Annotated in this window: 24 protein-coding genes and 1 pseudogene; 16 read left to right on the forward strand and 9 right to left on the reverse strand. The window is 71.8% G+C overall.

The window, feature by feature from the left end; genetic code table 11:
• Window positions 1-183 precede the first annotated feature (183 nt).
• Window positions 184-519 (forward strand): CBS domain-containing protein, encoded by a 336-nt coding sequence (locus B9W62_RS07105; protein WP_373433666.1) that lies wholly within the window; start codon window positions 184-186, stop codon window positions 517-519.
• Between the two features lie 566 nt (window positions 520-1085).
• On the opposite strand, the gene B9W62_RS07115 is transcribed toward B9W62_RS07105, so the two are convergent.
• Entirely contained in the window at window positions 1086-1289 is a 204-nt protein-coding gene (locus B9W62_RS07115; RefSeq protein WP_087788970.1) for a cold-shock protein, read from the reverse strand.
• A 242-nt stretch (window positions 1290-1531) separates the two neighbouring features.
• Window positions 1532-2566 (reverse strand): DNA topoisomerase IB, encoded by a 1035-nt coding sequence (locus tag B9W62_RS07120; RefSeq protein WP_087806265.1) that lies wholly within the window; start codon window positions 2564-2566, stop codon window positions 1532-1534.
• A gap of 625 nt (window positions 2567-3191) precedes the next feature.
• Between B9W62_RS07120 and B9W62_RS07125 the strand changes: the two genes are divergently transcribed.
• The 3 genes from B9W62_RS07125 to B9W62_RS41185 all read left to right on the forward strand — a co-directional run bounded on the left by B9W62_RS07125 (window position 3192) and on the right by B9W62_RS41185 (window position 5647).
• Window positions 3192-3527 (forward strand): ArsR/SmtB family transcription factor, encoded by a 336-nt coding sequence (locus tag B9W62_RS07125; protein WP_087806267.1) that lies wholly within the window; start codon window positions 3192-3194, stop codon window positions 3525-3527.
• Window positions 3527-4240 carry a cation efflux transmembrane domain-containing protein gene (locus tag B9W62_RS07130; protein ID WP_087811785.1) on the forward strand — a complete coding sequence of 238 codons (714 nt, stop codon included), beginning with the start codon at window positions 3527-3529 and terminating at the stop codon, window positions 4238-4240. The genes B9W62_RS07125 and B9W62_RS07130 overlap by 1 nt, the downstream gene beginning before the upstream one ends.
• A 1134-nt stretch (window positions 4241-5374) precedes the next feature.
• Window positions 5375-5647, forward strand: coding sequence for a pyridoxamine 5'-phosphate oxidase family protein (locus B9W62_RS41185; RefSeq protein WP_087806269.1), 273 nt, complete (start codon window positions 5375-5377; stop codon window positions 5645-5647).
• Between the two features lie 381 nt (window positions 5648-6028).
• Here B9W62_RS41185 and B9W62_RS07145 read toward each other — a convergent pair whose 3' ends face one another.
• Complete coding sequence (locus tag B9W62_RS07145; protein WP_087806271.1) at window positions 6029-7351, reverse strand: zinc-dependent alcohol dehydrogenase; 1323 nt, start codon at window positions 7349-7351, stop codon at window positions 6029-6031.
• Window positions 7352-7829: 478 nt separating this feature from the next.
• Between B9W62_RS07145 and B9W62_RS07150 the strand changes: the two genes are divergently transcribed.
• The 4 genes from B9W62_RS07150 (at window position 7830) to B9W62_RS07165 (ending at window position 11735) form a co-directional block, all read left to right on the forward strand.
• The gene (locus tag B9W62_RS07150; protein ID WP_087806273.1) at window positions 7830-8255 is read left to right on the forward strand and encodes a DUF2267 domain-containing protein; all 426 of its coding nucleotides are present in this window, start codon (window positions 7830-7832) and stop codon (window positions 8253-8255) included.
• 177 nt (window positions 8256-8432) lie between these two features.
• On the forward strand, window positions 8433-9563 hold the full coding sequence (locus B9W62_RS07155; protein ID WP_087806275.1) for an acetate/propionate family kinase: 1131 nt from the start codon (window positions 8433-8435) through the stop codon (window positions 9561-9563).
• A 292-nt stretch (window positions 9564-9855) separates the two neighbouring features.
• Window positions 9856-11094 carry a PP2C family protein-serine/threonine phosphatase gene (locus tag B9W62_RS07160; protein WP_256976218.1) on the forward strand — a complete coding sequence of 413 codons (1239 nt, stop codon included), beginning with the start codon at window positions 9856-9858 and terminating at the stop codon, window positions 11092-11094.
• Window positions 11095-11360: 266 nt separating this feature from the next.
• Window positions 11361-11735: a thiol-disulfide oxidoreductase DCC family protein gene (locus tag B9W62_RS07165; RefSeq protein WP_373433667.1), complete on the forward strand. Its 375-nt coding sequence runs from the start codon at window positions 11361-11363 to the stop codon at window positions 11733-11735.
• Window positions 11736-11882: 147 nt separating this feature from the next.
• Here B9W62_RS07165 and B9W62_RS07170 read toward each other — a convergent pair whose 3' ends face one another.
• Window positions 11883-12098, reverse strand: coding sequence for a hypothetical protein (locus tag B9W62_RS07170; RefSeq protein WP_087788979.1), 216 nt, complete (start codon window positions 12096-12098; stop codon window positions 11883-11885).
• A 229-nt stretch (window positions 12099-12327) separates the two neighbouring features.
• Here B9W62_RS07170 and B9W62_RS07175 point away from each other — a divergent pair, with 229 nt between their 5' ends.
• Window positions 12328-12591 carry an HU family DNA-binding protein gene (locus B9W62_RS07175; protein ID WP_087806279.1) on the forward strand — a complete coding sequence of 88 codons (264 nt, stop codon included), beginning with the start codon at window positions 12328-12330 and terminating at the stop codon, window positions 12589-12591.
• A 33-nt stretch (window positions 12592-12624) separates the two neighbouring features.
• On the opposite strand, the gene B9W62_RS41190 is transcribed toward B9W62_RS07175, so the two are convergent.
• Window positions 12625-13152, reverse strand: coding sequence for a DUF4126 family protein (locus tag B9W62_RS41190; protein WP_107424195.1), 528 nt, complete (start codon window positions 13150-13152; stop codon window positions 12625-12627).
• Window positions 13149-13466, reverse strand: coding sequence for a hypothetical protein (locus tag B9W62_RS07180; RefSeq protein ID WP_087806281.1), 318 nt, complete (start codon window positions 13464-13466; stop codon window positions 13149-13151). Before B9W62_RS07180 ends, B9W62_RS41190 begins: the two co-directional genes overlap by 4 nt.
• Window positions 13467-14056: 590 nt before the next feature.
• Between B9W62_RS07180 and B9W62_RS07190 the strand changes: the two are divergent.
• The 7 genes and pseudogenes from B9W62_RS07190 to B9W62_RS07220 form a co-directional block, all read left to right on the forward strand.
• Window positions 14057-14562, forward strand: a pseudogene (locus B9W62_RS07190) (NAD(P)H-binding protein); the annotation flags it as partial.
• 137 nt (window positions 14563-14699) lie between these two features.
• Complete coding sequence (locus B9W62_RS07195; protein WP_087806285.1) at window positions 14700-16073, forward strand: cryptochrome/photolyase family protein; 1374 nt, start codon at window positions 14700-14702, stop codon at window positions 16071-16073.
• Window positions 16074-16086: 13 nt separating this feature from the next.
• On the forward strand, window positions 16087-17583 hold the full coding sequence (locus tag B9W62_RS07200) for a cryptochrome/photolyase family protein (RefSeq protein ID WP_087806287.1): 1497 nt from the start codon (window positions 16087-16089) through the stop codon (window positions 17581-17583).
• Between the two features lie 136 nt (window positions 17584-17719).
• Window positions 17720-18862, forward strand: a complete 1143-nt coding sequence (locus B9W62_RS07205) for a polyprenyl synthetase family protein (RefSeq protein ID WP_179235380.1) — start codon at window positions 17720-17722, stop codon at window positions 18860-18862.
• On the forward strand, window positions 18859-20430 hold the full coding sequence (crtI, locus tag B9W62_RS07210; protein ID WP_256976219.1) for a phytoene desaturase family protein: 1572 nt from the start codon (window positions 18859-18861) through the stop codon (window positions 20428-20430). The genes B9W62_RS07205 and crtI overlap by 4 nt, the downstream gene beginning before the upstream one ends.
• On the forward strand, window positions 20417-21412 hold the full coding sequence (locus B9W62_RS07215; RefSeq protein ID WP_087806291.1) for a phytoene/squalene synthase family protein: 996 nt from the start codon (window positions 20417-20419) through the stop codon (window positions 21410-21412). The genes crtI and B9W62_RS07215 overlap by 14 nt, the downstream gene beginning before the upstream one ends.
• A complete protein-coding gene (locus B9W62_RS07220) occupies window positions 21409-22419 on the forward strand; it encodes a Rieske (2Fe-2S) protein (protein WP_087806293.1) in 1011 nt (336 codons plus the stop codon). Before B9W62_RS07215 ends, B9W62_RS07220 begins: the two co-directional genes overlap by 4 nt.
• 22 nt (window positions 22420-22441) lie before the next feature.
• On the opposite strand, the gene B9W62_RS07225 is transcribed toward B9W62_RS07220, so the two are convergent.
• The 3 genes from B9W62_RS07225 to B9W62_RS07235 are packed head-to-tail and all read right to left on the reverse strand — an operon-like array spanning window position 22442 to window position 25997.
• Window positions 22442-24010, reverse strand: a complete 1569-nt coding sequence (locus tag B9W62_RS07225; RefSeq protein WP_087806295.1) for an FAD-dependent oxidoreductase — start codon at window positions 24008-24010, stop codon at window positions 22442-22444.
• Window positions 24007-24783 (reverse strand): class I SAM-dependent methyltransferase, encoded by a 777-nt coding sequence (locus B9W62_RS07230; protein WP_087806297.1) that lies wholly within the window; start codon window positions 24781-24783, stop codon window positions 24007-24009. The genes B9W62_RS07225 and B9W62_RS07230 overlap by 4 nt, the downstream gene beginning before the upstream one ends.
• Complete coding sequence (locus B9W62_RS07235; protein WP_087806299.1) at window positions 24780-25997, reverse strand: lycopene cyclase family protein; 1218 nt, start codon at window positions 25995-25997, stop codon at window positions 24780-24782. Before B9W62_RS07235 ends, B9W62_RS07230 begins: the two co-directional genes overlap by 4 nt.
• Window positions 25998-26037 lie beyond the last annotated feature (40 nt).

A 26037-nucleotide genomic window follows, 5' to 3' on the forward strand; every position in this document is an offset into this window, starting at 1 on the left:
CACGGAACCAGCACGATCAGCCGGGTAGCCCTCCTTGCCCGGTCTCGGAACCGCCACGCGCGACAAACGGCTACGACCCGCTCGCCGTGCCAGATCCGGTGCAGAGCGGTGGTAGAGCTGGGAAGAGTTCGACCGGCTTCGTCGGTGTGAGACATGCCAGACCACGGCATCAGCGCGGTCCTGGTGACCAAGAACGGCCGGCTCCGCGGTCTGGTCACCGACCGGGACCTGACCGTGCGCGTCCTCGCCGAAGGCGGTGATGTCTCCGGCCGCGCGGAGGCGTGCAGGAGCGGGTTGACGGCCGTCGCACCCGAGGAGGTCGTCGACCGGGCCGTGTGTCTGATGCGAAGCAGAACCTTGCGCTGCCTGCCGGTCGTCGGCAGTGGGAGGCCGGTGGGAATCGTCGCCTTGGGCGACCTCGCTGCCTACCGCGGCTCAGTCTTCACCCCGGACTTCGCCGGCACCGCCCATCCCCATGACCGTCACGCCGTACTTGCGGCAGACGGAGTCCGAGGCTGAGACCGGCCACGTCCCGGACAACCACATCCGACACTTCTGCGCGGCGAAGTGTCGCCAGGTGCTGACGGTGCGAACAGGACTGCTGAGGCTGCTCGGGGCGGCCATGTGCGCCTACGGAGTTGTGACGGCCGGCCGACCGGGCCTGCTGGCCCGCCCCTCGGGCCTGGTCGATGCGCACGGTGACGTCGGACCGCACGCCGCCATGGCCGTCCGCCCCCTGGCGTCGCGAGACCCCGCCGAAGGCCTGGTGATGCTCCTCGCCCCGGCGGTCCGGCACTGGCCACGGCCGCCGCCGTGCGCATCGCCTCGGACGTGGGTGATGCTCTCCTCCTCTGCACCACGCTTCCCCGCCGGGTACGCCGCCTGGGCGCCGCGGCCCCCGCGCTGGGCCGGGCCACCCTCACGGCAGCGGCCCTGGCCGGCGACATCGGACGGGTGCCGCCAGCGACCCGCCCAGCCCAACGACACGACGGCCCGAGACCGGGCGCGGACGAGTGATCCACGCACTGAGACGGCGAGGCGGCTGCCGCTGTGCGGCGACCGCCTCGCCGTTTCGTGGCGTCCGGTCAGCCCCGGACGATGTTCTGTGCCTGCGGGCCCTTCTGTCCCTGCCCGATCTCGAACGTCACGTGCTCGCCCTCCGTCAGCTCGCGGTACCCGCTGCCCTGGATCTCGGAGTAGTGCGCGAAGACGTCCGGGCCTCCACCGTCCTGTTCGATGAAGCCGAAGCCCTTTTCGGAGTTGAACCACTTGACGGTACCGCTGGCCATACTGTCGATCCTTCGTTCATCGTTCATCCACGGAAACAGCCCATGATCCGGGCACGCTCCAGCTCCCGGCAGCAGGAGCCACATCCGTTGTACCCCGAGCAGCCTCGCTTATCCGGCTGACGACACCGCCGCCCGACGGCTCCGCTCATGACTGCCTTCCGAAGGACTCCGTCACCGGGTCCGACTCGGTCTGGGGGCCGGCTGCCGTGATTCCCGTACGGTCGCGACAGCCTCGTCCACTTCTACTCCCCCTCGGGCGCAGGTCCGTTGCGGAGCATATGCAGGACGGCCCGCTCGCCGGGTCCCTGGGTCGCGGGGATGCCGTACGCGCCCTCGTCGCCGAGACGGGGCAGCGCGGATGCGACCGTCACGCCTTCCTCGTACAGCTCGATCACTCGCGGGTTGATGTAGGAGGCCCGGCAGACGGCCGGTGTGTTGCCGAGATAGCCGGACACCTCACGCACCGCCCTGGCGATGGCACGGCGCCGGGCGGTCTCGGTGCGTGCGACGGATTGCGAGACGGCCAGCGCGACGGCGGCCAGGACGGTGGCGTGCCAGGTCCGGAAGTCCTTGGCGGTGATGTCGAGACCGGTCAGCTCCTTGAGGTAGGCGTTGACGTCATGACCGCTCACATCGTGCCAGGCACGCCGGTCCCAGTAGGCCAGGAGCCGTTCACCGCCGCCGCGGCGGCGCAGGAGCGCGGTGAGGCTGCGGCGAGCCGCGGGATCGGCGATGGTCTGGATGATCTCCTTGCCGTGCTTGCCGGTGTAGGCGAACAGGATCTCGCCGGCCTGGCAGCTGGAGTGCTCTCGCAGGAGCGTGGTGAGACCGTAGCTGTTGTTCACTTCGGTGTAGCGGTCGCTGCCGATGCGGAAGAAGCCGAGGTCGAGCAGGCGCACCGCGGTGGCGAGGACCCTCTGCCGCGTCAGCCCGCGGTCGTGCAGATGCCCCTCGACGACCTCCCGTGCCGCGGGCAGGGACTCGGCGACATCCAGCACGTGCTCGTGTTTGGCCTGCTCCTGCTCGGCACGGAACTGCGAGTGGTACAAGTATTGACGCCGTCCGGCGGCGTCGGTGCCGACGGCCTGCAGATGTCCGTTGCACCGGGTGCAGATCCACACGTCCCGCCAGGCCGGCGGGATGACCAGCTCCCGGATACGGGCCAGCTCTTCGGCATCGCGCAGCGGCTCACCGTGAGCGTCGAGGTAACGGAAACCGCGCCCGTGGCGCAGGCGGCGGTACCCGCGATCAGTGGGACGGCTGTGGTGAAGACGCACTCCGACCTCCTTGAACGCAACGAGCCGCGAGAGAAGTTCCGGTTCGTACCGTGCACGACCTGCCGACCACGACTCAGCCGACACATGCGCCTCCCTCCTTCTACCCCGTATCCCGGCTTTCGAGGGGAGCCGGGCCGCAATCCCATCGGCGGACGGGACCGTGGGGTCCGGGTACTCGTCGGGCCTTGAGCACGAGTCATCTGGGAGGCCGCACGCGCACATGGGCGAGGGAGGCGAGGTGACGTTGTCACTGCGCTTGACCGAACGTAGACAGGTATTCCCAGGTGCGGAGCGACGAGAAGCCGGGGGGCATCCCGGTGGGGAGAGCCGGGCACGGGAGCGGGTCCTACCGGGCACGGTGAGTGCTGCGGAGGGGTTCGTACCAGGGATAGGGATCCGCAAGCGAACGCTCGTCGTCGAGTCCGCCGCCTTGGCCCGCCTGCCGCCCTCGGGGGACGATCGGCACAGGTCGGCGGAAACGGCGTCCGGGCCGGATCCCCGCACCTTCCCGGCCCTCTTCGCCCGACTGCTGGTCAGCCAGTGTTCCGCCCCTGCACCATGCCCTGACGAGACGGGGAAGCTATTCACGTTTCCATGGATTCAGGTTTGCGTGTACTCTCGCTCCATGCTGACCGTCGCCCCCGAGGTCGAGGTGCTGGCCAGGTTCGGCCGTGCGCTGGCCGACCCCATCCGCTGCCGCATCCTGCTCGCTCTGCGCACAGCCCCTGCCCATCCCGCCGACCTTGCCGAGGAACTCGGGGTCTCCCGGACCCGGCTTTCGAATCACCTCGCGTGTCTGCGGGACTGTGGATTGGTCGTGGCCGTGCCGGAAGGCCGCCGCACTCGCTACGAACTCGCCGACGAACGCCTCGGTCACGCGCTGGACGACCTGCGGAACGCGGTGGTGGCCGTCGAGACCGACCGCACTTGTGCGGCCCCCGACGAGAAGGGGTGCTGCTGATGACCGCGCTGTCCCTCAGCCCGTCGCCGGCCCGGCGTGATGTCCTGACCCGGCGCATACGACTCCTCGTAGCCGCGACGATCACCTACAACGTGATCGAGGCAGTCGTCGCGCTGACCGCCGGGACGACAGCGTCGTCGACTGCTCTGATCGGCTTCGGGCTCGACTCTGTCATCGAGGTCTCCTCCGCCGCGGCGGTCGCCTGGCAGTTCTCCGCCCGCGACTACGCCGTCCGTGAGGCCCGGGAGAAGACCACCCTGCGGATCATCGCCGTCTCCTTCTTCGCCCTCGCCGCGTATGTCGCCATCGAGTCCGTCCGAGCCCTGGCCGGCGACGGCGAAGCCGGGCACTCCATGGTCGGCATCGTGCTCGCTGCCCTGTCTCTGGCCGTGATGCCGTTCCTGTCCGCCGCCCAGCGCCGCGCGGGCCGCGAACTCGGCTCCGCCTCCGCGGTCGCGGACTCCAAGCAGACACTGCTGTGCACCTATCTGTCTGCGGTCCTGCTCGTCGGCCTCCTCGCCAACAGCATCTTCGGCTGGTCCTGGGCCGACCCGATCGCCGCCCTCGTCATCGCGGCGGTCGCGGTGAAGGAAGGCCGTGACGCCTGGCAGGGCAAGGGCTGCTGCGCGGTCCCGGCCGCCCCGGCCGTCGGTCCCGTGAGTGCCGAGACCGACGGTTGCGGGTGCCGCCCGGGCTGCGACTGCTGCAACTGAGCCCCGCATCGGTCAGGCGCCGGGATCCGACAGGCCCGCAGGCTCACAACCTGCGGGCCGTCGACATCCTGGACGGCTTCGAGGCATTCGGCCCAGCTGTTCTGGGCGTACTCCCACGCGTGAGCCGGTGCGGGGGTGCATGCCGAAGGGTCGCTCGGGCCCTGGCTCAACTTCCGTGGCCCTCCGACGTGCTGAGACGCGTGGATGTGCCGGCCCACCGGCCGGGAGGGTGGTCGGGAAGCGTCAGGTCGGCGACCAAGCCGTGATGGTCACTCGCCTGCACGCCGCCCACGGGTTGAACGAGGACCCGCCGACAGGATGAGATGCGGCCCACGAGTGGATTGCCCGAGGTGAAGGTGGGCCCTGGTTCGTCGGGGTGCATGGTCGACCATGCGTCTTGGAAGCAGGTGCTCATGCCGCCGAGGGACTGACGTGCCAGCCTTCTTCGACGAACATTCCCGCGTCCCCGTGGGTCCCCTCCCGGAGCGCGAGCACATCCGGGGCCAGGCGCCGGATTTCTCGTGCCGGGATCGCCCGCCGCTTCGAACCGTCGGCGTACTGCGGTGCCAGCACGTTCACGAGGTGAGGCCGCACGGTGACAGCGTCGCTGTCGATTCACTCGCCCACGCAGAGGCCGCCCGCTTCGGCGCGCGCACGGCACGGGCGTCGGTCGTCTCCGCGGAGCGCGTCGGCGACGATCGAGATCGTCGCCGACGACGGGAGCATCGCGCGAGCGCGCCGTCTGCTGCTGGCCACCGGCCTGGCGGACGAGTCCCCGAGGACCAGGGGGTCGAGAAGGCGTCGACGTGCTCGCCACCGGCCCGAGTGCCTGGAGAACGAACCAAGCGATGATCCTCATTGAGTGAGGAGCCGAACGCGTCCTGCGCGCCAGCGCGTGTGAGATCCGGTCCGGCAACGGGCAGCGGCAGGACGCGCCGGGCAACGGCGGCGGACATGTAGCCGAGGCGGAGCTCACCCGTGGCGCCGTGGCCGGTGACAATCGCTCGCGCGATCGCCGTCTGGCAGAAACACCTCGATGTCCTGCCGTTCCATCCCCCATCTTCACCCCGGCTGAAGGATTGTTGGCAAACCCCCCGGTGGTGGCGAGGATGCCGGCGCTCCAGGACTGCCCCGATGTCACAACGAACCGGAGGACTGACGAGGTGGGAAACGGTCCCGCAGCTGCCGGCACAGCATCACTACCTCGTCCTCGACACCGCGGACGGCGAGGGTCGGCCATGGGCCAGCCCGGTGTTCGTCGCCGCCGACGGACCACACCGGGTTCTGTGGGTGTCCTCGCCCGACAGCCGGCATTCACGGAACATCGCAGCACGTCCGGAGGTGGCAATCACCGTCTACGACTCAGCTGCAGAGTGCCTGTCATGCGGAACATCAGGTCGTCGCTGACATGCCCAGGGTCGATGTCGAGCAGGCGAACACGGGTGGGTCGTCGTCCACGACCCGTCGATGCCCGTCTCCGGCCGGCCGGGAAGACCGGCCTTCCGCGCCACGAGCACGTCCCGGGGCATGCCCAGGACCCTGGCGACTTCGGCGGCCACCGGCACGCCACCGCGGGGGCAGCGCGAGGACGACGAGGTGAGGCAGCTCGCCGTCGGAGGCCCACTCCATGAGCCGCAGACCGAGTTCCTGGCCCGCTGTCCGGCATCGCGAAATCGCTTGACGCCTCTTCTGCTCACGGGCGCTGAAGGACCACCGTCGTCGTCGCCGCCGCCGAGGCAGGCCATCCCTCGCTTCGGCGCCCGATCTCACCCGGGGCGGCACACCGCTTCATGATCCCGCTTCCTGAGTCGCCTCGGCCGCCGTGGGGCCCGGCGAGCCGGCGGTGGTGGCCGCGCCGGTGCCCGCCGCTTCGCCGAGGCCGGGAGCGACCGTTCCGTCCTCCGAGACGCCGAGGACCACCTTGGTCCAACCCGCCTCCCGCCGGTCGAAGCGGCGGTACGCCTCGACGGCGTTCGCAGTGCCGCCCCAGCGGGTGACGAGGGGGGTGGGGTCGAGGCTTCCCGAGGCGACCAGCGAGACCAGAGGCGGTACATAGCGCCGGTGGTTGCAGTTGCCCATCCGCAGGGTCAGGTTCTTCATGAACGCCTCGCCGAAGGGGTAGTGCTGCACCTGCGGCGGATAGACACCGATGGTGCCGACCGTGCCGGCCTTCGCCACCATCTGCACCGCCCAGCGCGCCGCCAGCGTCGGGGCGTCACCCGGCACCCACGTCGCGCCGTCCGGGTTCTGCTCCGGCGCGGCCTCCGACCGCTCGTGGCCGAACTCCTCGGCCTGCTGGGCCGCGGCGTCCGCGGCGGGCCCGTGGGACGGCTTCTGTGCGTCCACGCCCACGGCCTCGATCACCCGGTCCACGCCGATGCCGCCGGTCAGCTCACGCACCGCCTCGACCGGGTCCTCAGCATTGAAGTCGACGGTTTCCGCATGCTGGCTACGGGCCATGTCCAGGCGGTCGCCGACGCCGTCGACGACGATGATCCGCCCGGCCCCCTGCAGGCGGGCGCAGGCGATGGCGGCCTGCCCGACGGCGCCGGCCCCGACGATCGCGACGGTGTCGCCGTCGCCGACCTCGGCCAGCCTGGCTCCGAACCAGGAGGTGGGGTAGATGTCCGAGAGCAGGATCGCCTGCGCGTCGTCCACGGTGTCCGGCAGCGGCACCAGCCCGACATGGGCGAAGGGGATTCGGGCGTACTCGGCCTGCAGCCCGTCCAGCCCGCCCGCGGCCTGCGGCCCGCCGAAGAAGACGGTGCCTGCCAGCCGCCCCCCGGGGTTGGCGTTGTCGCACTGGGCGTAGTAGCCCGCGCGGCAGTAACTGCACACACCGCACGCCACTGTCGAGGGCACCACCACGCGGTCGCCGGGGCGCAGGTTGCGCACTCCGGAACCCACCTCCTCCACCACGCCGACCGCCTCGTGGCCGAGAATCCGTCCCTCCTGCATGCCGGGCATGGTGCCGCGGACGAAGTGGAGGTCGGTACCGCAGATGGCGGAGGTCGTGATGCGCACGATGGCGTCGTACGGATCCTTGATCTTCGGTTCGGGCACGTCCTCGAGACCGATGTCCCCCAGTCCCTTCCAGACAACGGCCTTCATCGGAATGCTCCCTTCGTGGCTTGCCGACGAGGAGTCCGCCCAGACGTTCGGTGGTCGGGGCGGGGCTACCCGGTGTCCTCGATTTTGCGGACTTCGGCCTCTGGTCGGAGTTTCCTGCCCGGTGGAGCCGAAACGGCGGCGACGCAACCGCGGTGGCAGTCACCTGCCCGTCGCGATTTCGGTGTCCGCCCACGTCCACGGGGCCCAGCGACCGAACCCCTCCAGCACCTCCTGTGACCGGCGCGGCGTTCTCCGCCGCCGCGAGCACCTCGTCCAGCCCCAACCGGCCGTCCGCCACGTCAGCCTCCCCCTGCCTTCTGCGCTTCACGTTCTGGCGCTCGCGGACGACCGTCGGGACCGCCACGCGGACCGTCGGTTTCCGGCGGACGGTCGTGTAGCGACATCACGTCGGGTACCCGCTCGTTGCCCCCGCCGGCTTCCCCGGTACCGACGCACCGTGAGGGAAGGAAGCAACCTCATGCAGCACGACGAGATGACAGGAAAAGTGCAGGCTCTTGCTCAGTTGCCGGACCGGGGTTCGGCCGAACGGGCGACACGGGCCGTACTGGAGACACTGGCCGAACGACTGCCGTCCGCACTCGCGAACCACATGGCCGCCCAGCTCCCGCCGACCCTCGCCGCCTCCGTACGCCAGAGGACGGATTCTGCCGCCGACGGCCACGGATCCACCTCGGGTGAGCGGTTCGACCTCACCGTGTTCGCCGGCCGCATCGCAGGCCGCGCGGCAACGGACGAGGAGACGGCCATACGAGAGGCCGCAGGCGTCCTGGAGGTACTCGACGCCGCCCTCACTCCGGAGTTGACAGAGAAAATGGCCGGTGTGCTGCCCGCGGACATCCGCGAACTTCTGCCCGCAAGCCGCGCCGTGGACGAGAGTGGCTGAAGACCGGCGCCCTGTGACCGACGGTGAGTCCGGCTCCTCGACTTGGGCGGCCACCGCTGCGTGCTGCCCGCCGCGTCCACCGCCGTACGGCGTGGCTCCCGCCGCAGGCGTCACGGTGCTGCCTTCCTCGACGTCACCGCGGGCATGACGCTCCATCCTGATCAGTAGGAGGATGCCGTGTTTGAGGAACCTTTCGGGGCCGTCCTGGTGGTCGATGCCGGATCGTCGAGCCTGCACCTGACCGTGTTCGACGACGACCTCGGCGTCCTCGCCGAACGCGACAGTTCCTCCGCACCCGGCGACCATGCCGTCGGTCTGCTGCGGCAACTGCTGCATGAGGCTCCGGCACCCGTGGCTGTCGGCCACCGCGTCGTCCACGGCGGCCCGGCGCTGCGGGAGCATCTGCTGGTGGACGATCACGTACGCGACGCCCTGGACGGGGCGGCCGACATGGCGCCGCTCCACGTCCCGCCCGCGCTCACCGTGCTGGACGCCGCCCGGGACCTGCTCCCGGACATCCCGCACGCCGCTTGCCTGGACACCGCCTTCCACGCCGGCCTGCCCGCCGCCGCCCGGGAGTACGCGGTGCCCGGGGCGTGGCGCGAGCGGTACGGGCTGCGCCGTTACGGGTTCCATGGTCTGTCCTACTCGTGGGCACTCGGCCGGGCTGCTGAGCTCCTGGGCCGACGCCCCGAACGATTGCAGGTGGTGATCGCCCACCTCGGTGGCGGCTGTTCCGCCTGCGCGGTGCGCGACGGCCGCAGTGTCGACACCACCATGGGGTTCACTCCGCTGGAGGGGCTGGTCATGGCCCACCGGAGCGGCAGCATCGATCCCGGCGCGCTGACGTGGCTGCAGACCAGGCACCACCTGTCCGCCGAGGAGGTCGACACCGCGCTGAACCAGGGGGGCGGTCTACTCGCGCTCTCCGGCACGTCGGACGACACCCGCGACCTCGTACGCGCTCGTGCCGGGGGCGACGAGCGCGCCGGCTTCGCGTTGGACGTCTTCACCCACCACTGTCGCCGTGGCATCGCCGCGATGGCCGCTTCCCTCGACCGGCTGGACGCCCTGGTCTTCACCGGGGAGATCGGCGAGGACCAGCCCGAGGTTCGCGAGGAGGTGTGCGCGCGGCTCACCACGCTCGGTCTGACGAGCGGGCTGCAGGTGCCCGAAGGTGCGACCGTGGACCGCCCGACCGTGGTCAGCGCACCGGGAGCCGCCGTCCCGGTGGTCGTCGTGCCCACGGGTGAGGGGCGGCAGGTCGACCGCGAGACGCGGACCCTGCTGCGGCAGCACCAGGCGTGACAGGGAGCCGTTCCGGGGGTCGATACCGGTAGTACAGGCCGCCGGGCAGGCCGTACTCGGTGTCGTCGGCGAGCGTCTTCCTCGTCGCCCGTCCTGAAGACGGTCGCGACCGGCACCGTCCTCGACGACGTCGCTGCCCCTCTCGCGGGAAGAATCGCGTTGCTCGCCGTTGACAGCAGGCCCGGCGACAGGCCGGTTCCGAGCCACACCGTCGTGCCGACACTGGTGCCGCAGCCTGCGATGCTGGAACTGGCCGACGAAGGCTCTCCTGCTGCTGGAAGAGGTGGCCACTATGAACACGTCCGAGCGCACGTCGAGAATGCTCACCGAGCTGCTCCGCGACAGCCACCTGGCCGCCTTCGACGAGCTTCCTTCCCTGGTCGCCCGGTACACCGAACAGGCAGGCATGCACGATGTACGGATCTACCTGGCCGATCTACGCCAGGAGATCCTGCGGGAAGTCACCGGGAAGGGGCTCAGCGCAGCGGGTGGCGGCGAGGTCTACGCCGTCGAAGGCACACTGCCGGGGCGGGCCTACACCAGCATCCGGCCCCAACTGTTCGCGAACGGCGAGCAGGATCGCTGGTGGATACCGATACTGGACGGTACCGAGCGGCTGGGCCTGCTGTGCGGAAGTCTGACCGATGACGCCGATCTCGAACAGCTTCAGGCGGTCGCCTCCCTGGTGGGCCTGCTGGTGGTCAGCAAACGACCCAGCAGTGACGCGGCCGCACGGCTCGCACGCACGCAGGCGATGAACGTGGCGGCGGAACTGCAATGGAATCTGATGCCTCCGCGTTCGTTCGCCAACAAGGACGTGGTGATTTCCGCGGCCATGGAGCCGGCCTATGAGATCGGTGGAGATGCCTTCGACTATGCGATCGCCGACGGCCGAGTGCATCTCGGCATCTTCGACGCCATGGGTCACAACAGTCACGCCGGGCTGGCCGCCAACCTCGTGGTGGCCGCCTGCCGCAACCAGCGCCGGCAAGGAACGGATCTGGTCGCCCTCGGAGAACGGGTGGAGGAGATCCTCCTCGAGCACTTCGCACACGAAACGTTCGTCACCGCCACGCTGGCCGAGCTCAACACCTCGACCGGGCTGCTGACCTGGATCAATCGAGGCCATCACCCGCCGGTCCTCATCCGGGCCGGACGCTGGACGACCGTTCTGCACTGCCCACCCGCGCATCCGCTCGGCGCCGGGTTGGAAACCACCGCGACGCTGTGCCGGGAACAGCTCGAGCCCGGTGACCGGATCCTGCTGTACACCGACGGCATCACCGAGGCCCGCGACAAACAGGGCCAAGAGTTCGGCCTCACCCGGTTCACCGACTTCATCATCCGCCACCACGCCGACGGCTTCCCTGTCCCGGAGACTCTGCGCCGCCTCATGCGCGCTGTCCTGCACCACCACGACGGGCGACTCAACGACGACGCCACGGTCGTGTGCGTGGAGTGGCACGGTCCCAGCCGCAACACTCAGCTCAGCGCGGCGCCTCCGCCGGTTCCGCCGCCCGGACGGTCCTGACGCGGATGACGCACCCCTCAGCGGCCCGGATGCCGGAGGGGCGAGGGACCACCGGACCGCTGGCAGACAGTTTGCGACCGCGCCGGCTGGGAACTCGTCGAGCGCCACAACGGATGCCAGGCACTGACGACGCCGCACCCCTGCTCACCAGCACGTGGCGTGTGCGCCACGCACGAACGCGGCGCTGCCCGGCCCACCACGAGAGGACCGGCCGGATGCCCGACAGGAGCACAGCGGGACGCCACGACGGCGTGCGGACGGTGCCCATGCTCCTCTTCGACGGCGACTGCGGCTTCTGCACCACGGCAGTGCGATGGATCGAACGGAACGTGAGTCCCCATTGTGAAAGCGTCGCCTGGCAGCGAGCCGACCTGCGAGGCATCGGCGTGACGCGACAGCGTGCTCAGCGCGAGGCACTGTGGGTGACACCGGCTGGGACGGTCTACGGCGGCGCAGACGCTGTGTCGAAGCTTCTCCTGAGCGCGGGCGGCGGATGGAGCCTGCTCGGGGCCCTGCTCATGGTGAAGCCGGTACGCCGGGTCGCGCACGGCGTCTACCGGCTCGTGGCAGACAACCGCTCGCGGCTACCGGGGACGACCGACGCGTGCTCCCGTTCCAAAGCGCGTACACGTCACACGTGAACGCGGCACCGGCGCCTCGGCCGGCCGGACCGTCACGGACCCGGACGGGCGCACCGTCCGCACGGCGGCGTGTTCCGCAAGCGTTCGCCACAGCAGCCCGCGCGGGCGCAGCAGTGCCTCGTGAACAGAAGGCCGGGCCGGGGAGGTTCACTTTTCGTACGTCGACAAGGCCAGACCGATCGCGAAGAAGGTCGGAGCCCATTCCCCGACGAAGATGCCCCAACGGTCGGCGCGTTCTTCTCCCTTCTTCTCCACGCGCAGGGAAGTGCACCAGGTGACCACTGACAACCCGATGGAAACGAAGCCGGCCGCGTAAGCGTGCTCGGCTCGGATTCCGGACTCGTGGAGCTTCTTGACCAGCATGACCGACTCACCTTCAGACGTGGGGGTTTCCCCTCATTCCATCCGCACTGCGGCCGCCCGGCGAGCCACGCGCCGCCAAACGGTCAAAGGACGTGTCAAGGGGCGACACCCAGTGAGGCCGATGCACCACCGACTCCATCCGTGCGCCGGTCAGAAGATGCACCAACCGCCGACTGCGGCCATCGTGGCGTCACACGTCCCCTTTACGATCAACGCTCGGGCAGGACACATGGACAAGAAGCAACTCGCCGAGGAAACCATCAACACCGCGGCGAACGGAGGCAAGGACGCACCACTCACGTCCACCGACGTGGAGCGGGTGTTCGACCTCCTCTTCGGCACTGTGGAGCACCCCGGCTCGATCGCCGAGGCGCTGAACAGGCGCGAGAACGTCTCTCTGGGCAGTTTCGGCAGCTTCCGCATGGACGGTGGGACAGCCACGTTCCGCCCGGGCACAGCGCTTACCGAGTTCCTGCAGAACAAGACAGGATGAACGAACCGCCGCCGCTCGGCTGCCGAACCGAGGCTACCTCGAGGGTTTCGTGCCGTGCTCATCGTCACCCGCCGGGAGCGGGCGTCGCACAGAGGAGGTGCATGCCGCCCAGGCCAGCCCCGCGGCCAGGAGATCCTCGGCGGCGGCCGCGACTGCGACAGACCAGCCCGGTGAGCTTGCTGCTCCGCGCCAACGCGCGCCGGCGAACGCGCCGGCCACGGCCGTCGAGACACCCGTGGCCACGGCCGTGAACGGCGGGAGTGCCCCACGACGCTGTGCGAGTGCTGCGCCGGCGAGCGCGCCAAGCACAACCCGAGGCCCCATGCCCTGAGCGCTCAGCCGACTGGGGGTGGACGGCGCTTTGTCGGCGACGAACTCCGCTGCCGTGGTGAAGCAGGTGAGAGCACGGGCCCACGGGCCTGTCAGGAGCGCCGAGGGCAGTGGCCGTCCCGCGGCCGGCGGGGTACTCCAGGACAGCGCCGCGACTCCCCACTGACTGCGCAGACCAGTAGCCGCGCCGATCAGCCCCACTCTGATCAGGGTCTCCGCCGCCGGGTTCATGAGCGGTGCTCCACCGCGGTGACGAGGCCGCTCAGCCACACGGGCATCCGGGCGCCCGTGCGCCGCGGCATGGAGACGGTGGCTCCGGCCCCGCAGCCGACAGCGATGGCCGACAGGGCGCCCGGGCCGGTGAGCCGGTTGTCCCTGACCGTCCCCGGATGCACCGCCTCCTCCGCGGCGAGCCGCGCCACGACCTGGGCAGGCACCTCGCGGGCGGACCGTCCCCGTCGGACCGTGTCGGCGTAGGTCACAGCGTTGCGTACGGTCGTAGAGGCGACACCCGCCGCGCCACCGTGCACCATGCTCTGGATCATGCTGCGCCGGGTTCCCCGACCGGGGCACCCCAATCGTGCACGGCCCGCTCACGGTTCGCCCCAGCGCGAGTGAACCGACTCCCACCCGATCAAGGCCGTGACCCGGGACGTGCAGAGGACGACCCCAAGCCCGGTCTGCGCGGCGTCACCGTCGTCGTCCGGCCGTACGGGAACCCGCTGCCCCGCGGAGCACCGCCGCGTCTTGCGCTCCGCCGGGCGCAGTCGCGGAGGCCGGTTGTAGTCGAGCCCGGCTCCGTCCTCCGACCACTTCAGGGCGGCGTCGGGAGGCAGCTGTGAGCCACCGCGCCCGACCACCCACGGAAATGGCCGCACGGTGCCACACAACCGTCCATGGGGCGTCCGTCGCACCCACGTCTCGACGTGATCCTCGGTGAGGTACGGCAGCCGGACGGATCCGAGTCTTTCGCGGAGGCGGGCCAACGTCATCGTGTAGCCGCGGGCAGTGCTCTCTACGTCACGGTCGGGTACCTCCACGCGGGCCGCCTCGTCGCGACGGGCGTGCCGATGCTGTGGGCGTCATGATCTCGGTAGGACAGTGTGCGGTGGAGCGAGCCGGAAGGGGCAGGACAGTGGCGGTGACCGGTCGGCGGTACGCGGAGGGCCTGCACTGTCCGGTGACCGGCGCGTCCGGGTACGTCGGTGCGCACCTGGTGCCGGAGCTGCTGGAGTCCGGTCACCGGGTGCGGTGTCTGGCCCGCTCATCCGCCAACCTCCGCGACCAGCCCTGGGCGGCGGACGCGGAGAGCGTTCAGGGAGACGTGCCCGACCCGCGTTCGGTCGCCGACGCCATGCGTGGTGCCGACGTCGCGTACTGCCTGGTGCACGCCCTCGGTTCGGGTGCGCACCCACCCCATCGGAGTCCGCGACGTGTTGCGCTACCTGGTCGGGTCCGCCACCATGCCGGACGACGTGGACCGGGCCTTCGACGTCGGCGGAGCGGACATGCCCACCTACCGCGAATTGATGCGCCGCTTCGCCGACGTCGCAGGGCTCCGACGGCGGGGCATCGTGCCGGTACCGGTCCTCGCCCCCGCGGTCGTCCGGCCACTGGGTCGGCCTGGTGACAACGGTCCCGGGTTGTCCGCCTCCGTCCACGGAACTCCCGGCGAACTCCTCCCGACGCATCCGACGTCGCCGTCCCCGCCGAAGCACGGAGCACTGAGCACGGAGCACCAGGCACCGTCCCCGTACCACTGCGTCAGGAGTGAGGCCATGACCGTCGCGGTCGTCCTGTTCACCTCGGACCTGCGTCTGCACGACCATCCACCGATGCACGCCGCGCTGAAGGCGGCGGACGAGGTCGTGCCGTTGTTCGTACTCGATCCCGGCATCCGCACGGCCCACTTCGACGCACCCAACCGGCGGGCCTTCCTCGCGGACTGCCTGAACGACCTCGACGCCTCATTGCGCCGCCGCGGTGGCCGCCTCGTGGTCCGCGCGGGGCCGGTCGCCCGGGAGGTCCGCGCGGTCGCCGCCGAGTGCGGGGCGGGCGAGGTGCACATGGCCGCCGGCGTCACGGCGTACGCCCGGCACCGTGAGGAGCGGCTGCGCAAGGAGCTCGACGACAGCGACGTGGCGCTGCGCGTGCACGAGGCGGTGCTCACCGCCCTCGCGCCGGGAGCGGTGACCCCCTCCGGCTCCGACCACTTCGCCGTGTTCACCCCTTACTTCCGCCGCTGGTCCCAGGAGTCGCTGCGCCAGCCTCTCCGGGCGCCGCGCACCGTCCGCGTCCCCGACGGGGTGCGCGGCGAACCGCTGCCCGAGCGTGCCGACGTCTCCGGCACCTCGCCCGGCCTTCCGGCCGGAGGAGAAACGGCTGGGCGTGACCGGTTCTCGCGGTGGTCGCGGTCCGGACTGTCCCGTTACGCGGACCGGCACGACGACCTCGCCGGCGATGCCACGTCCAGGCTGTCGCCGTATCTCCACTTCGGCGTGCTGTCCCCGGCGGAGCTCGTGCACAGGTCCCGCGAGCGCGGGGGGCCGGGCGCGGAGGCGTTCGTGCGCCAGGTGTGCTGGCGGGACTTCCATCACCAGGTGATGGCGGCACGGCCTTCGGCGTCGGGGAAGGACTACCGCACCCGCCACGACCGGTGGCGGGGCGAGGACGAGGCGGCCGAGGACATCGCGGCGTGGCGGGAGGGGCGCACGGGATATCCGGTCGTCGACGCGGCGATGCGCCAGCTGCGCCACGAGGGCTGGATGCACAACCGCGCGCGGCTGCTGGCGGCGAGCTTCCTGACCAAGACGCTGTACGTGGACTGGCGGATCGGCGCCCGGCACTTCCTGGACCTCCTCGTGGACGGCGACGTCGTCAACAACCAGCTCAACTGGCAGTGGGTCGCGGGCACCGGCACCGACACGCGCCCCCACCGCGTCCTGAACCCCCTCGTCCAGGCCAGGCGGTTCGACCCGGACGGTACCTACGTACGCCGCTGGGTCCCCGAACTCACCGGCGTGGACGGCAAAAGGGTGCACGAGCCCTGGCGCCTCCCGGCCGGGCAACGCGACGCGCTCGACTATCCGGAACCGGTCATCGACCTCGCCGACGGGCTCGCGCGCTTCAAGCACGCCCGCGGCCGCGACTGAGGAGGCACCCGTCGTGCACTGGCTTTTCGGCGACCAACTCGGCCCCCACTTCCTCACCCCGGGCGACGAAGGCCCCGGGCACGACACTCCCTTGCTCATGATCGAGGCACGCTCCGTCTTCCGACGACGCCGCTTCCACCGCGCAAAGGCACATCTCGTGCTGTCCGCCATGCGCCACCGCGCGGCCGAACTGGGCGACCGCGTCACCTACGTGCGGGCCGACACCTACCGCGACGGCCTCGACCGGGCGGCACGCGGGCGCCGGGTCGGCCTCCACCACCCCACTTCACACGCCGCGCTGCGCCTGGTTCGCGCCCTTCCCCGGGTGGCGGTGGGCCCCGCTCGGGGCTTCCTGGTGCCGATGGCCGACTTCACCGCATGGGCGGACGACCACGGCGGCAAGCGCCTGCGGCAGGAGGACTTCTATCACTGGGTCCGGCGTGGCCACGACCTGCTCATGGACGGCGGGCAACCCGCGGGAGGCCAGTGGAACCTGGACCACGACAACCGGGAACCCCCGCCCCGCGACACCACTTCCCTGCAGGTCGGCCGTCCCTACCGGCCCCGCGAGGACGACATCGACGACGAGGTCCGCCACGACCTCGACCGCTGGGAGCGCGACGGGGACGTCTCCTTCGTCGGGCGGGACGGACCCCGCCTGTTCCCCGCGACCCGGGCGGAGGCGCGGCGGGCGCTGCGGCGCTTCGTCGAGCACCGGCTCGCCACCTTCGGCCCGTACGAGGACGCCATGCTCGCCGCCGACCCCGTCATGAGCCACAGCCTGCTCTCCTCCTCCCTGAACCTCGGCCTGCTCGACCCCGCCGAATGCGTCGAGACGGCCGAGCGGGCGTGGCGCGAGGGCCGGGCGCCGCTGAACAGCGTGGAGGGCTTCGTGCGTCAGGTCGCCGGCTGGCGCGAGTACGTCTGGCAGCTGTACTGGTACTTCGGCGAGGACTACCGGCGCTCCAACACGCTCCGGCACACCACCCCGCTGCCCGACTGGTGGAACGACCTGGACGCGGACGCCGTCCGGGCGAACTGCCTGCACACCGTCCTCTCCCAGGTGCGCGACACCGGATGGACGCACCACATCCCCCGGCTGATGATCCTGGGCAGTCACGCACTCCAGCGCGGCTGGGACCCCGCCGCCGTCACGGACTGGTTCCACCGCTGCTTCGTGGACGGCTACGACTGGGTCATGCTCCCCAACGTCGTCGGCATGTCCCAGTACGCCGACGGCGGCCGGATGACGACCAAGCCCTACACCTCGGGCGGCGCCTACATCAAGCGCATGAGCGACCTGTGCGGTCCCTGCGCCTACCGGCCCGGCGACCGCACCGGCGAGCGCGCGTGCCCGTACACCGCCGGCTACTGGGCCTTCCTCGACCGGCACCGGGACCGGCTCGCCGGCAACCAGCGCATCGCCCAGCCGGTACGGCAACTCGACCGGCTCAGCGACCTCACGGAGGTACGCGAGCAGGAACGCGCACGAGGTGACACACCGCCATGAGTACCGTGCCGTTGGGCCACTGAGGTGACGCCGGTCGGCAAGCGGTGTGGAACCGGACAGGAATCACTGCATCCGTGACAGGGCACCCGGCGGAAACAGTGTCGTGCGGATAACCAAACGTGAGAAGGGGTTGTGCATGCCCGGACTGCCGCCGACGGTGGCCCCACCGGCCGGACGCGTCGACGCCCCTCTCACCGTGCCCGACGCCGCGAACGCCGTCGGCACCGTCCTCGAGCGGGTACTCGACGAACGACTCCGGCATTCCCTTGCCATCGATCCCGTCTTCGCCCGGGAGCTGGCCGACCGCCTGATCGCCCTGGTCGGGCGGGGCGGCAAACGGCTGCGTACGGCGTTCACCCACTGCGGCTGGCGCGCCGCGGGCGGCTCGGGCGACACCGGCGCCGTCCTGCGTACGGGAGCCGCCCTCGAACTGCTCCAGGCGTGCGCCCTCGTACACGACGACGTGATGGACGGGTCCGTGCAGCGCAGGGGTGCCCCCGCCCTGCACGTCGAACTCGCCCGGGCACACTGGGCCTCGGGCATGCACGGCTCCGCGGAGGCGTTCGGCACGTCGGCCGCCGTGCTCGCCGGTGACCTGGCGCTGGCCTGGGCGGACGACCTGCTGACGGAGACCGCGCTCGGCACGCCGCACGGCTCTCTCCTGCTCGGGGAATGGCGGGCGATGCGCACCGAGATGGTCGCCGGACAGTACCTGGACCTGCGCGCCCAGGCCGCGCGTTCGTCCGGAGTGGACGAGGCGCTGGCCATCGCCACGTTGAAGAGTGCCTTGTACACGGTCGCCCGGCCGCTTGCGCTGGGCGCGTCGCTGGCCGGTGCCGACGCGCAGGTGGTGGACGCGCTGCGGGCGGCGGGCCGGTGCGCCGGACTGGCCTTCCAGCTCCGCGACGACCTCCTGGGTGCCTTCGGCGACCCGGCACTGACCGGCAAACCGACCGACGACGACCTGCGCTCCCGCAAGCTCACCTACCTCCTCGCCGTAGCCCTGCAACTCGCCGACGCCGCCGACGATCACCAGGCCGCCGCGCGACTGGCCCCGGATGCCGTCCCGCGGTCCGAGCACGCCGTACAACGCGTGCGGGCGGCCTTGCAACGCACCGGTGCCAGGGATCTCGTGGAGGCGAGGATCGAGGAGCTGACGGACATGAGCCTCGGTCACTTCGTGCGCACCGGCGCGCCCCCGGCCGTACAGGACGAGTTCTCGACACTGGTCCAACACGCCACCGGCGTGCGCCCGCGTCGTGCCGAGGAGGTCGCGTGAAGAGGGTGCCGGGTCCGACCGACCACGTCGTCGTGGTGGGCGCCGGGCTGTCCGGCCTGGCCTGTGCCCTGCATCTGCTGGGTGCGGGCCGCCGGGTCACCCTGGTCGAACGGGACGCCGGCCCCGGCGGCCGGGCCGGCCGGGTACGACGGGGCGGCTACGAGCTGGACACCGGCCCCACGGTGCTGACCATGCCGCACCTGGCGGACGAGGCGTTCGCCGCCGTCGGGGACAGCCTCCACCGCCGCGTCGAGCTGACGGCTCTGCACCCCGCCTACCGGGCGTGCTTCGCGGACGGTTCCTCGCTCGACGTGCACACCGACGGCGAGGCGATGGAGGCGGAGGTGCGCCGCTTCGCCGGACCGGCGCAGGCGGCCGGCTACCGCGATCTGCGGCAGTGGCTGGAGCGTCTGTACCGGGCGCAGATGCGCCGTTTCATCGACACGAACTTCGACTCGCCCGCCCAGCTGCTGCACCCGGATCTGGCCCGGCTGGCGGCGCTGGGCGGTTTCGGGCGGCTGGACGGCCGCATCGGCCGCTTCCTGTCCGACGACCGCCTGCGCCGCGTCTTCTCCTTCCAGGCGCTGTACGCCGGGGTCGCCCCGGCCCGCGCGCTCGCGGCCTACGCGGTGATCGCGTACATGGACACCGTGGCCGGCGTCTGGTTCCCCAAGGGCGGCATGCACGCACTCCCCCGCGCCATGGCCGACGCGGCGGCGGACGCCGGTGCCGACCTGCGCTGGCGGGCCGAGGTGAGCACGCTGGAACGCTCGTCGGGCCGCGTGCGGGCCGTCCACCTGACCTCCGGCGAGCGCATCCCGTGCGACGCGGTGGTGCTCACGTGCGAGTTGCCCGCCGCCTACCGACTGCTGGAACGGACGCCCCGGAGGCCGGCCCGGCTGCGCCACTCACCGTCCGCCGTGATCCTGCACGCGGGCACCGACCGCACCTGGCCGCACCTCGCCCACCACACCATCTCCTTCGGCGCCGCCTGGGAGCGCACCTTCGACGAGCTGACCCGCACGGGCGAGCTGATGAGCGACCCGTCGCTGCTGATCACCCGCCCCACGTCGCATGATCCCGACCTGGCGCCGCCGGGGCGGCATCTCCACTACGTCCTCGCCCCCTGCCCGAACACGACGGTCGGCCCCTCGGCCGCCACCTGGCGGGATCTCGGCCCCCGCTACCGCGACCGCCTGGCCGGCGAACTGGAACGCCGGGGCCTGGACGGCTTCACGGACAGCATCGAGGAGGAACTCCTGGTGACCCCGCTCGACTGGACGGCGCAGGGCCATGCGGCCGGCAGCCCCTTCTCGGTGGCCCACACCTTCGCCCAGACCGGGCCGTTCCGCCCGCGCAACCTCGTACGGGAGGTGGAGAACGTGGTACTGGCGGGATGCGGTACGACTCCGGGCGTCGGCGTGCCGACGGTGCTCATCAGCGGCAAGCTCGCTGCCGCCCGCGTAACCGGCGGCAGCGTCGCTCGTCCCGTGGGAGCGCGTACGCCCCCGGCCGCGGCCGACGAACCCTCCGTCCCGGCCTCGGCAGGTGCCGATGACGCGGCGTGAGCTGGACGCGGCCGGGATCACCGATCCCGCGCTGCGCACCGCCTACACCCGGTGCCGACGACTCAACGCCCGCCACGGCAAGACCTACTTCCTGGCCACCCGCCTGCTGCCGCTCGAACGCCGTTCCGCCGTGCACGCCCTGTACGGCTTCGCCCGCTGGGCGGACGACATCGTCGACGACCTCGACCGCACCCTGGCACCCGAGGAGCGCGACCGGCTGCTCCGCCGTCTGGAGAGCGACCTCATGAGCGGGCTGCGCTCCGGCGGCGGCGACGAACCGGTGGTCCGGGCCGTGGCCGACACCGCCACCCGGTACGCCATCGAGCCCGTCCTCTTCGCCGATTTCATGTCCTCGATGCGTGCCGACCTGACCGTCACGGACTATCCGACCTACGCCGACCTGCAAGGGTACGTGCACGGTTCGGCCGCGGTGATCGGTCTGCAGATGCTGCCGGTCCTCGGTACGGTCACGGTCCGGGAGGAGGCGGCACCGCACGCGGCAGCGCTCGGTGTGGCGTTCCAGCTGACCAACTTCCTGCGGGACGTGGGTGAGGACCTCGACCGGGGCCGCGTCTACCTGCCCGGCGATCTGCTGGCCGCGCACGGTGTGGACAGGCCGCTGCTGGAGTGGAGCCGCCACACCGGCCGCACCGATCCGCGGATCCGCGCGGCCCTCGTCGCCGCGGAGGCCATGACGCGGGAGGTGTACCGGACGGCGGAGCCGGGCATCGCCATGCTCGATCCACGGGTGCGTCCCTGCATCCGCGCCGCTTTCACCCTCTACGGCGGCATTCTCGACGCGATCGCGGAGCAGGAGTACACCGTGCTGCATCGTCGTGCGGTGGTGTCCCGTCGGCGTCGCGCGGCCACGGCCGCGACGGGTGTGCTGCGCGTGGCCGGCGCCCGGTGGCGGGCTCACGCCCCGAGTCGGAAGGCGACGGCGGGTGGTCCGGCAGTCGAACGGAAGGAACCGGTGCGGTGAGTGAGCGAACGGGCAGGCAGCGCTGGACCCCACCGTTGCGGCTCCGGCGTCCCGGCCCGGACTGGGCGGCGCAGACCCCGACCTGGCGTCAGGCCCGACCGGCACTCATCGCCGACGCGCTCAAGCGGGCGTCCGCCCGTCCGTCCGGAAACTGGTTCGTGCTCGGCGCCTCCCGGAACGTGCGCGCGGACGGCCGCCCGTACGGCAGGACGGTCGGCGGCGTGGAGATCGTGCTGTGGCGCTCGGACACCGGCGACCTGCGCGCGGGGCCGGGTGTCTGCCCGCACCTGGGCGCTCCCCTGCGCGACAGCCGGGTCGCCTGCGGCACGCTCGTCTGCCACTGGCACGGCCTCGCCCTGGACGGTTCTCCGTCCCCCGGCTGGGACCCGTTCCCGGTTCACGACGACGGGGTGCTGGTCTGGGTACGGCTGGACCAGGTGGGCGGCGAGGAGCCGACCGACCGGCCTGCGGTGCCCGTGCGGCCCGCGACGGGCAGCGGGGTGGACGCGGTGTTCACGGCGGTGGGGCGGTGCGAACCGCAGGACGTGGTGGCCAACCGGCTCGACCCGTGGCACGGCTCGTGGTTCCACCCGTACTCGTTCGTCGACCTGACGGTGTCACGGGAGCCGCAGGGCGAGGAGGACGACGCCTTCGTCGTCGACGTCTCCTTCCGGGTGGCCGGGCGCCTGGTGGTCCCGGTACGGGCCGAGTTCACCGCGCCGGAGCCGCGCACGGTCGTCATGCGCATCACCGACGGAGAGGGGGCCACGTCCGTGGTGGAGACGCACGCGACCCCGCTCACAGGAGCGGGCCACGCACATCCGCGCACCGCCGTGGTCGAGGCGACGATCGCCGCTTCGGATCGGCCCGGCTTCGCCCTCGCGCGGGCCGCCGCCCCCGTGCTGCGCCCGTTGATGCTCCATACGGCCGGGCGCCTGTGGCGCGACGACCTGGCCTACGCCGAACGCCGGTGGGCACTGCGCAGCACCGGGCGGTTCCCCGGCTGACCGTACGCCCGACGGGCACCGGTCAGGGGGAGGAGCGGCGTCCGGCGACGGCTCCGAGCGCCCGGAGGACGGAGGAACGTCCCGCGCGGGGGACGGTCCACAGCACCTGGCCGCGTACGCCCCGGTCGGCGAGCAGCGCGTTCGCCGCCAGGAAACCGGTGGTGGCGGCCCGTTCCATGAGGGCGACGGGCAGGTCGCAGCGGATGGCGTCGCCGGCCAGGGTCAGCCAGGGGTGGGGGGTGCGTACGGTGGGGCGCCGGTGGTACGAACCGACCGGGAAGAGCGGGCAGTCGGAGCGCCACTCGTGCCGGGCGTCGACGACGCGCGCCCGGCGGGTCTCCGGGTACACCTCGTGCAGCCGGTCGACGAGCATGTCCTGCGTCTCCTTCCGTTCGGCACCCGTGTCCACGGCGTACGCGTGCAGCTCCACCACCGAACCGCCGGTCCGCTCGGCCCAGCGGGCGGCCTCGCCCTCGTAGCGTTCCAGGACGCTGATGTTGTCCAGCCCGCCGTAGCCGCTGGTGCCGAGGAACCCCGGGCGGTCGGCGCGGACCGGCCGGTCGAGCCAGAGCCGGGAGACGAGGAACGGCGGTGCGGTGCGCAGGGCGGCGAGGTCCTCGCGCCAGCCGGAGGTGCCCAGGCCGGGTGACGCCCCGACGACCCGGCGCAGTCCTCCGGGGTCGAGGGCGAGCACCACCGCCTGGTGGCGTCCCGTGCCGGTGTCGGTCAGCACGTCCGCTCCCGCGTCGCCGGCGGGCAGCACGCCGTGCACGGGCGTACCGGTGCGGATGTCCGCCCCGAGGCGCTGGAGGTAGCCGGCGAGCGGGTCCCAGAGCGCCTGGGGGAAGGGTTCGCTCGGCACGTCGAAGAGCAGGCCCTCGGCCGAACCGAGGAAGTAGATGTGGAACATCAGCAGCAGTTCGGCGGCGGACAGTTCGCGCGGGTCGGCGAAGAAGCTGCGCGAGAACACCTCGAAGGCCAGATGGTGCGCGGCTTCCGGGAAGCGGACGCCCTCCAGGAAGCCGGTGGCGCTGAACTCGTCGAAGCGTTCGTAGACCTCGGGCACCCGCACGTCGAGGAGCGGTAGTGCGGCTCGGGCGTCCATGGCGGCGAGGTCCCGCCAGCCGAAGGTGGGGCTGAGGGCGACGAATCCGAGCGCGCTGAGGGGCGGGGTCCTCGGGACACGGGCGAAACTGTCGGTCAGGCCGCCGCTGTGCCGCAGGGGGTAGTCGGGCAGCGGGGTGAGCCGCGCGAGGGCGGGGTCGGTGCGGCGGAGCAGGCCGCGGAGGTTGTAGTACTGGCGGAAGAAGGCGTGGAAACCGCGGGTCATGGTGACCGGGGAGCCGTCCGCCAGCCGGGTGGGCCATCCGGAGAGCCGTCCGCCGAGCGATGCCTCCTTCTCGTACAGGGTCACGCGGGCGCCGCGTTCGGCGAGCAGGGTGGCCGCGGCGAGACCGGCGATTCCGCCGCCGATCACCGCGACGGTCGGCCCTTCCCCGGGCTGGAACCGGCTCCTGCCGGGTGCGGGCAGCAGAACCTCTGCCTTGCGGTCGCGGCCCCTTCGGGCGGGATCGGTGCGGCGGGTGGTCACTGAGCGTGCTCCCTTCCCGGGGACGAGGAGGCCGGCGTCGATGTTGCCGGGGCGGTATTCGCCGGGGTCGGGCCGCCTCGGGCGACGAAGGTGTGCACGATGCCCGTCTGCCATCCGGCGACCGGGGCGACGCGCACCCCGGTGAAGCCCGCTCTCGTCAGCCGGTCGGCGAAAGAGGGCGCGGTGTCGAAGACGGCGACACTGTGCCGCAGGTGTCGGTAGAGGGCGCGGTCGCCGGTCAGCGTGCCCGCCGGGACGACGACGCCCCGGCACACCGCCGACCACAGGGCCCGGTGCCTGAGCGCGCCGCTGAGACTGTACTCGTGGACGGCGAGCCGCCCGCCCGGTCGCAGCAGGGTCCGGACGCTGCCGAGGACCGCGTCCGGGTCGGTGACGTTGCGGAACAGGTAGGCGGCGAAGACCGCGTCGAAGGGGCCCTCGCCGGCCGTCGCGACCTCCTCGGCGGTCAGGTGCAGGAAGCGCACCCGTACGGGCCACGGCTTCGCCAGTGCGCGGCGGAGCATGCCCGCGGAGGCGTCCACAGCGGTGATCCGGGCCCGGGGCGCGGCCCTGAGCAGGGCCCGGGTGGAGGCGCCGGTGCCGCATCCGAGGTCGAGGAGGTGCAGTCCCGCTCCATCGTCGGGCAGGCGCAGGCGGCGGGCCGAGCGCAGCAGGCCGGTGCGGTAGCCGGGGTTGAGGGAGGTGAGACGGTCGTAGCTGTGGGAGGCGTGGTCGAAGGCGCGGGCCAGGTCGTGGTCGCGCAGGAGGCTCATCGGTGGTCGTCTCCGTTTCTCGCGGTGCGCCGGGAGCGGCGGGGCAGGAAGGGTAGTTCGGCCGCCGTGCGGAGCATCGGCCGGACCGGGGTGCGCAGTCCGATGCCCCACTCCTCGCGGAGTGAGGTGGCGCCGTCGAGGAAGCGCAGCAGGCGCTCGGCGGGGACGCGGCGGAACAACCCGGTGAAGAAGTCGGGCCCGTCGATCCGTCCGGTGTCCAGGGCGCGCAGCAGTATCGCGTCCATGGCCAGCGCCCGCCGTCCGTGGGGAGCGGGCAGGACGGTGCCGTGCCCGTCGCGCAGCGCGGCGGCGACGGCCCTGCTCTGCCGTTGCATCGCCGCGAAGGTGTAGCCCGTGGCGGGACGGGTGGCGCCGCCCGCTGCACCGATACGGAACACGGCAGCCCCGACGCGCCGCGGAAAGCGGGCGTCGGTCATGGGGATGACCCCTTGCTCGGCCCGCTCCACGGTGAGCGCGCCGAGCCCGAGGACGTCGCGGCAGTAGTGACCGAGCGCCGACTCGTACGCCTCGGTGGACAGCACGTCGCGGGAGAACTCGGTGTACTCCACGAGTGCCCGGTCCGGCGTGAGCGGCAGAACGTAACCGAAGGCGAGCCCGTGCGCCGGCTGGGGCACGCGGAAGTCCATCAGATCGGCGACGGCGGGATCGAACCGCGCGCTGCCCGTGCGGACGAACCAGCCGCGGAAGTGCTGGAGCAGCTGCGTCCGGGCGGGCGGCAGGGCGCGCAACGGCCGCGAGTCGAACACGCGCCGGGCACGCAACGTCAGGGACCAGCCCCCCGGCAGGGTGCAGCGGACCTCCGCGCCCCCGGGCACACCCTTCACCGATCCCACCGTCGCACGCAGGAGACGCCCCCCGTCCGAACGAGCCAGGCGACCGTGGATCAGCCGTTCGAAGTCGGTGGAGCGCACCATGCGGTAGCTGAACGGGGCCGGGTCGACGGTGACCGGCCGGCCGTCGGCGCCGTGCAGGCGCAGCCGGGACCACGAGGCGCCGACGACCTCGTCGAGGCCGTCGGCACCCTCGCCCCAGTAGCACCAGGTCCGCTCCGCGGGACGCAGCGGGCCGTCCGGCGGCTCGATCACGGTCACGGTGGCGGCCCCGGTCTCCGTCAGCCGGTGCGCGAGGCCGAGACCGGCCGCGCCGCCACCGACGACGATGACGTCGGAGACCTCGGTGGAGCGGGGTGTCACCCTGCCCGCCGTTCGGCGAGGGGCGTTCCGGCCGGGCCCG

The organism is Streptomyces sp. CS113 (assembly GCF_002188365.1).
Lineage (GTDB): Bacteria > Actinomycetota > Actinomycetes > Streptomycetales > Streptomycetaceae > Streptomyces > Streptomyces tendae.

Coding starts and splice junctions, on each gene's coding strand:
- B9W62_RS07115 (WP_087788970.1), bottom strand. CDS start 1,289: ATGGCCAGCGGTACCGTCAAGTGGTTCAACTCCGAAAAGGGCTTCGGC.
- B9W62_RS07125 (WP_087806267.1), top strand. CDS start 3,192: ATGCTGACCGTCGCCCCCGAGGTCGAGGTGCTGGCCAGGTTCGGCCGT.
- B9W62_RS07130 (WP_087811785.1), top strand. CDS start 3,527: ATGACCGCGCTGTCCCTCAGCCCGTCGCCGGCCCGGCGTGATGTCCTG.
- B9W62_RS41185 (WP_087806269.1), top strand. CDS start 5,375: ATGTCACAACGAACCGGAGGACTGACGAGGTGGGAAACGGTCCCGCAG.
- B9W62_RS07145 (WP_087806271.1), bottom strand. CDS start 7,351: ATGAAGGCCGTTGTCTGGAAGGGACTGGGGGACATCGGTCTCGAGGAC.
- B9W62_RS07150 (WP_087806273.1), top strand. CDS start 7,830: ATGCAGCACGACGAGATGACAGGAAAAGTGCAGGCTCTTGCTCAGTTG.
- B9W62_RS07160 (WP_256976218.1), top strand. CDS start 9,856: ATGAACACGTCCGAGCGCACGTCGAGAATGCTCACCGAGCTGCTCCGC.
- B9W62_RS07165 (WP_373433667.1), top strand. CDS start 11,361: ATGCTCCTCTTCGACGGCGACTGCGGCTTCTGCACCACGGCAGTGCGA.
- B9W62_RS07170 (WP_087788979.1), bottom strand. CDS start 12,098: ATGCTGGTCAAGAAGCTCCACGAGTCCGGAATCCGAGCCGAGCACGCT.
- B9W62_RS07175 (WP_087806279.1), top strand. CDS start 12,328: ATGGACAAGAAGCAACTCGCCGAGGAAACCATCAACACCGCGGCGAAC.
- B9W62_RS41190 (WP_107424195.1), bottom strand. CDS start 13,152: ATGAACCCGGCGGCGGAGACCCTGATCAGAGTGGGGCTGATCGGCGCG.
- B9W62_RS07180 (WP_087806281.1), bottom strand. CDS start 13,466: ATGATCCAGAGCATGGTGCACGGTGGCGCGGCGGGTGTCGCCTCTACG.
- B9W62_RS07195 (WP_087806285.1), top strand. CDS start 14,700: ATGACCGTCGCGGTCGTCCTGTTCACCTCGGACCTGCGTCTGCACGAC.
- B9W62_RS07205 (WP_179235380.1), top strand. CDS start 17,720: ATGCCCGGACTGCCGCCGACGGTGGCCCCACCGGCCGGACGCGTCGAC.
- B9W62_RS07215 (WP_087806291.1), top strand. CDS start 20,417: ATGACGCGGCGTGAGCTGGACGCGGCCGGGATCACCGATCCCGCGCTG.
- B9W62_RS07230 (WP_087806297.1), bottom strand. CDS start 24,783: ATGAGCCTCCTGCGCGACCACGACCTGGCCCGCGCCTTCGACCACGCC.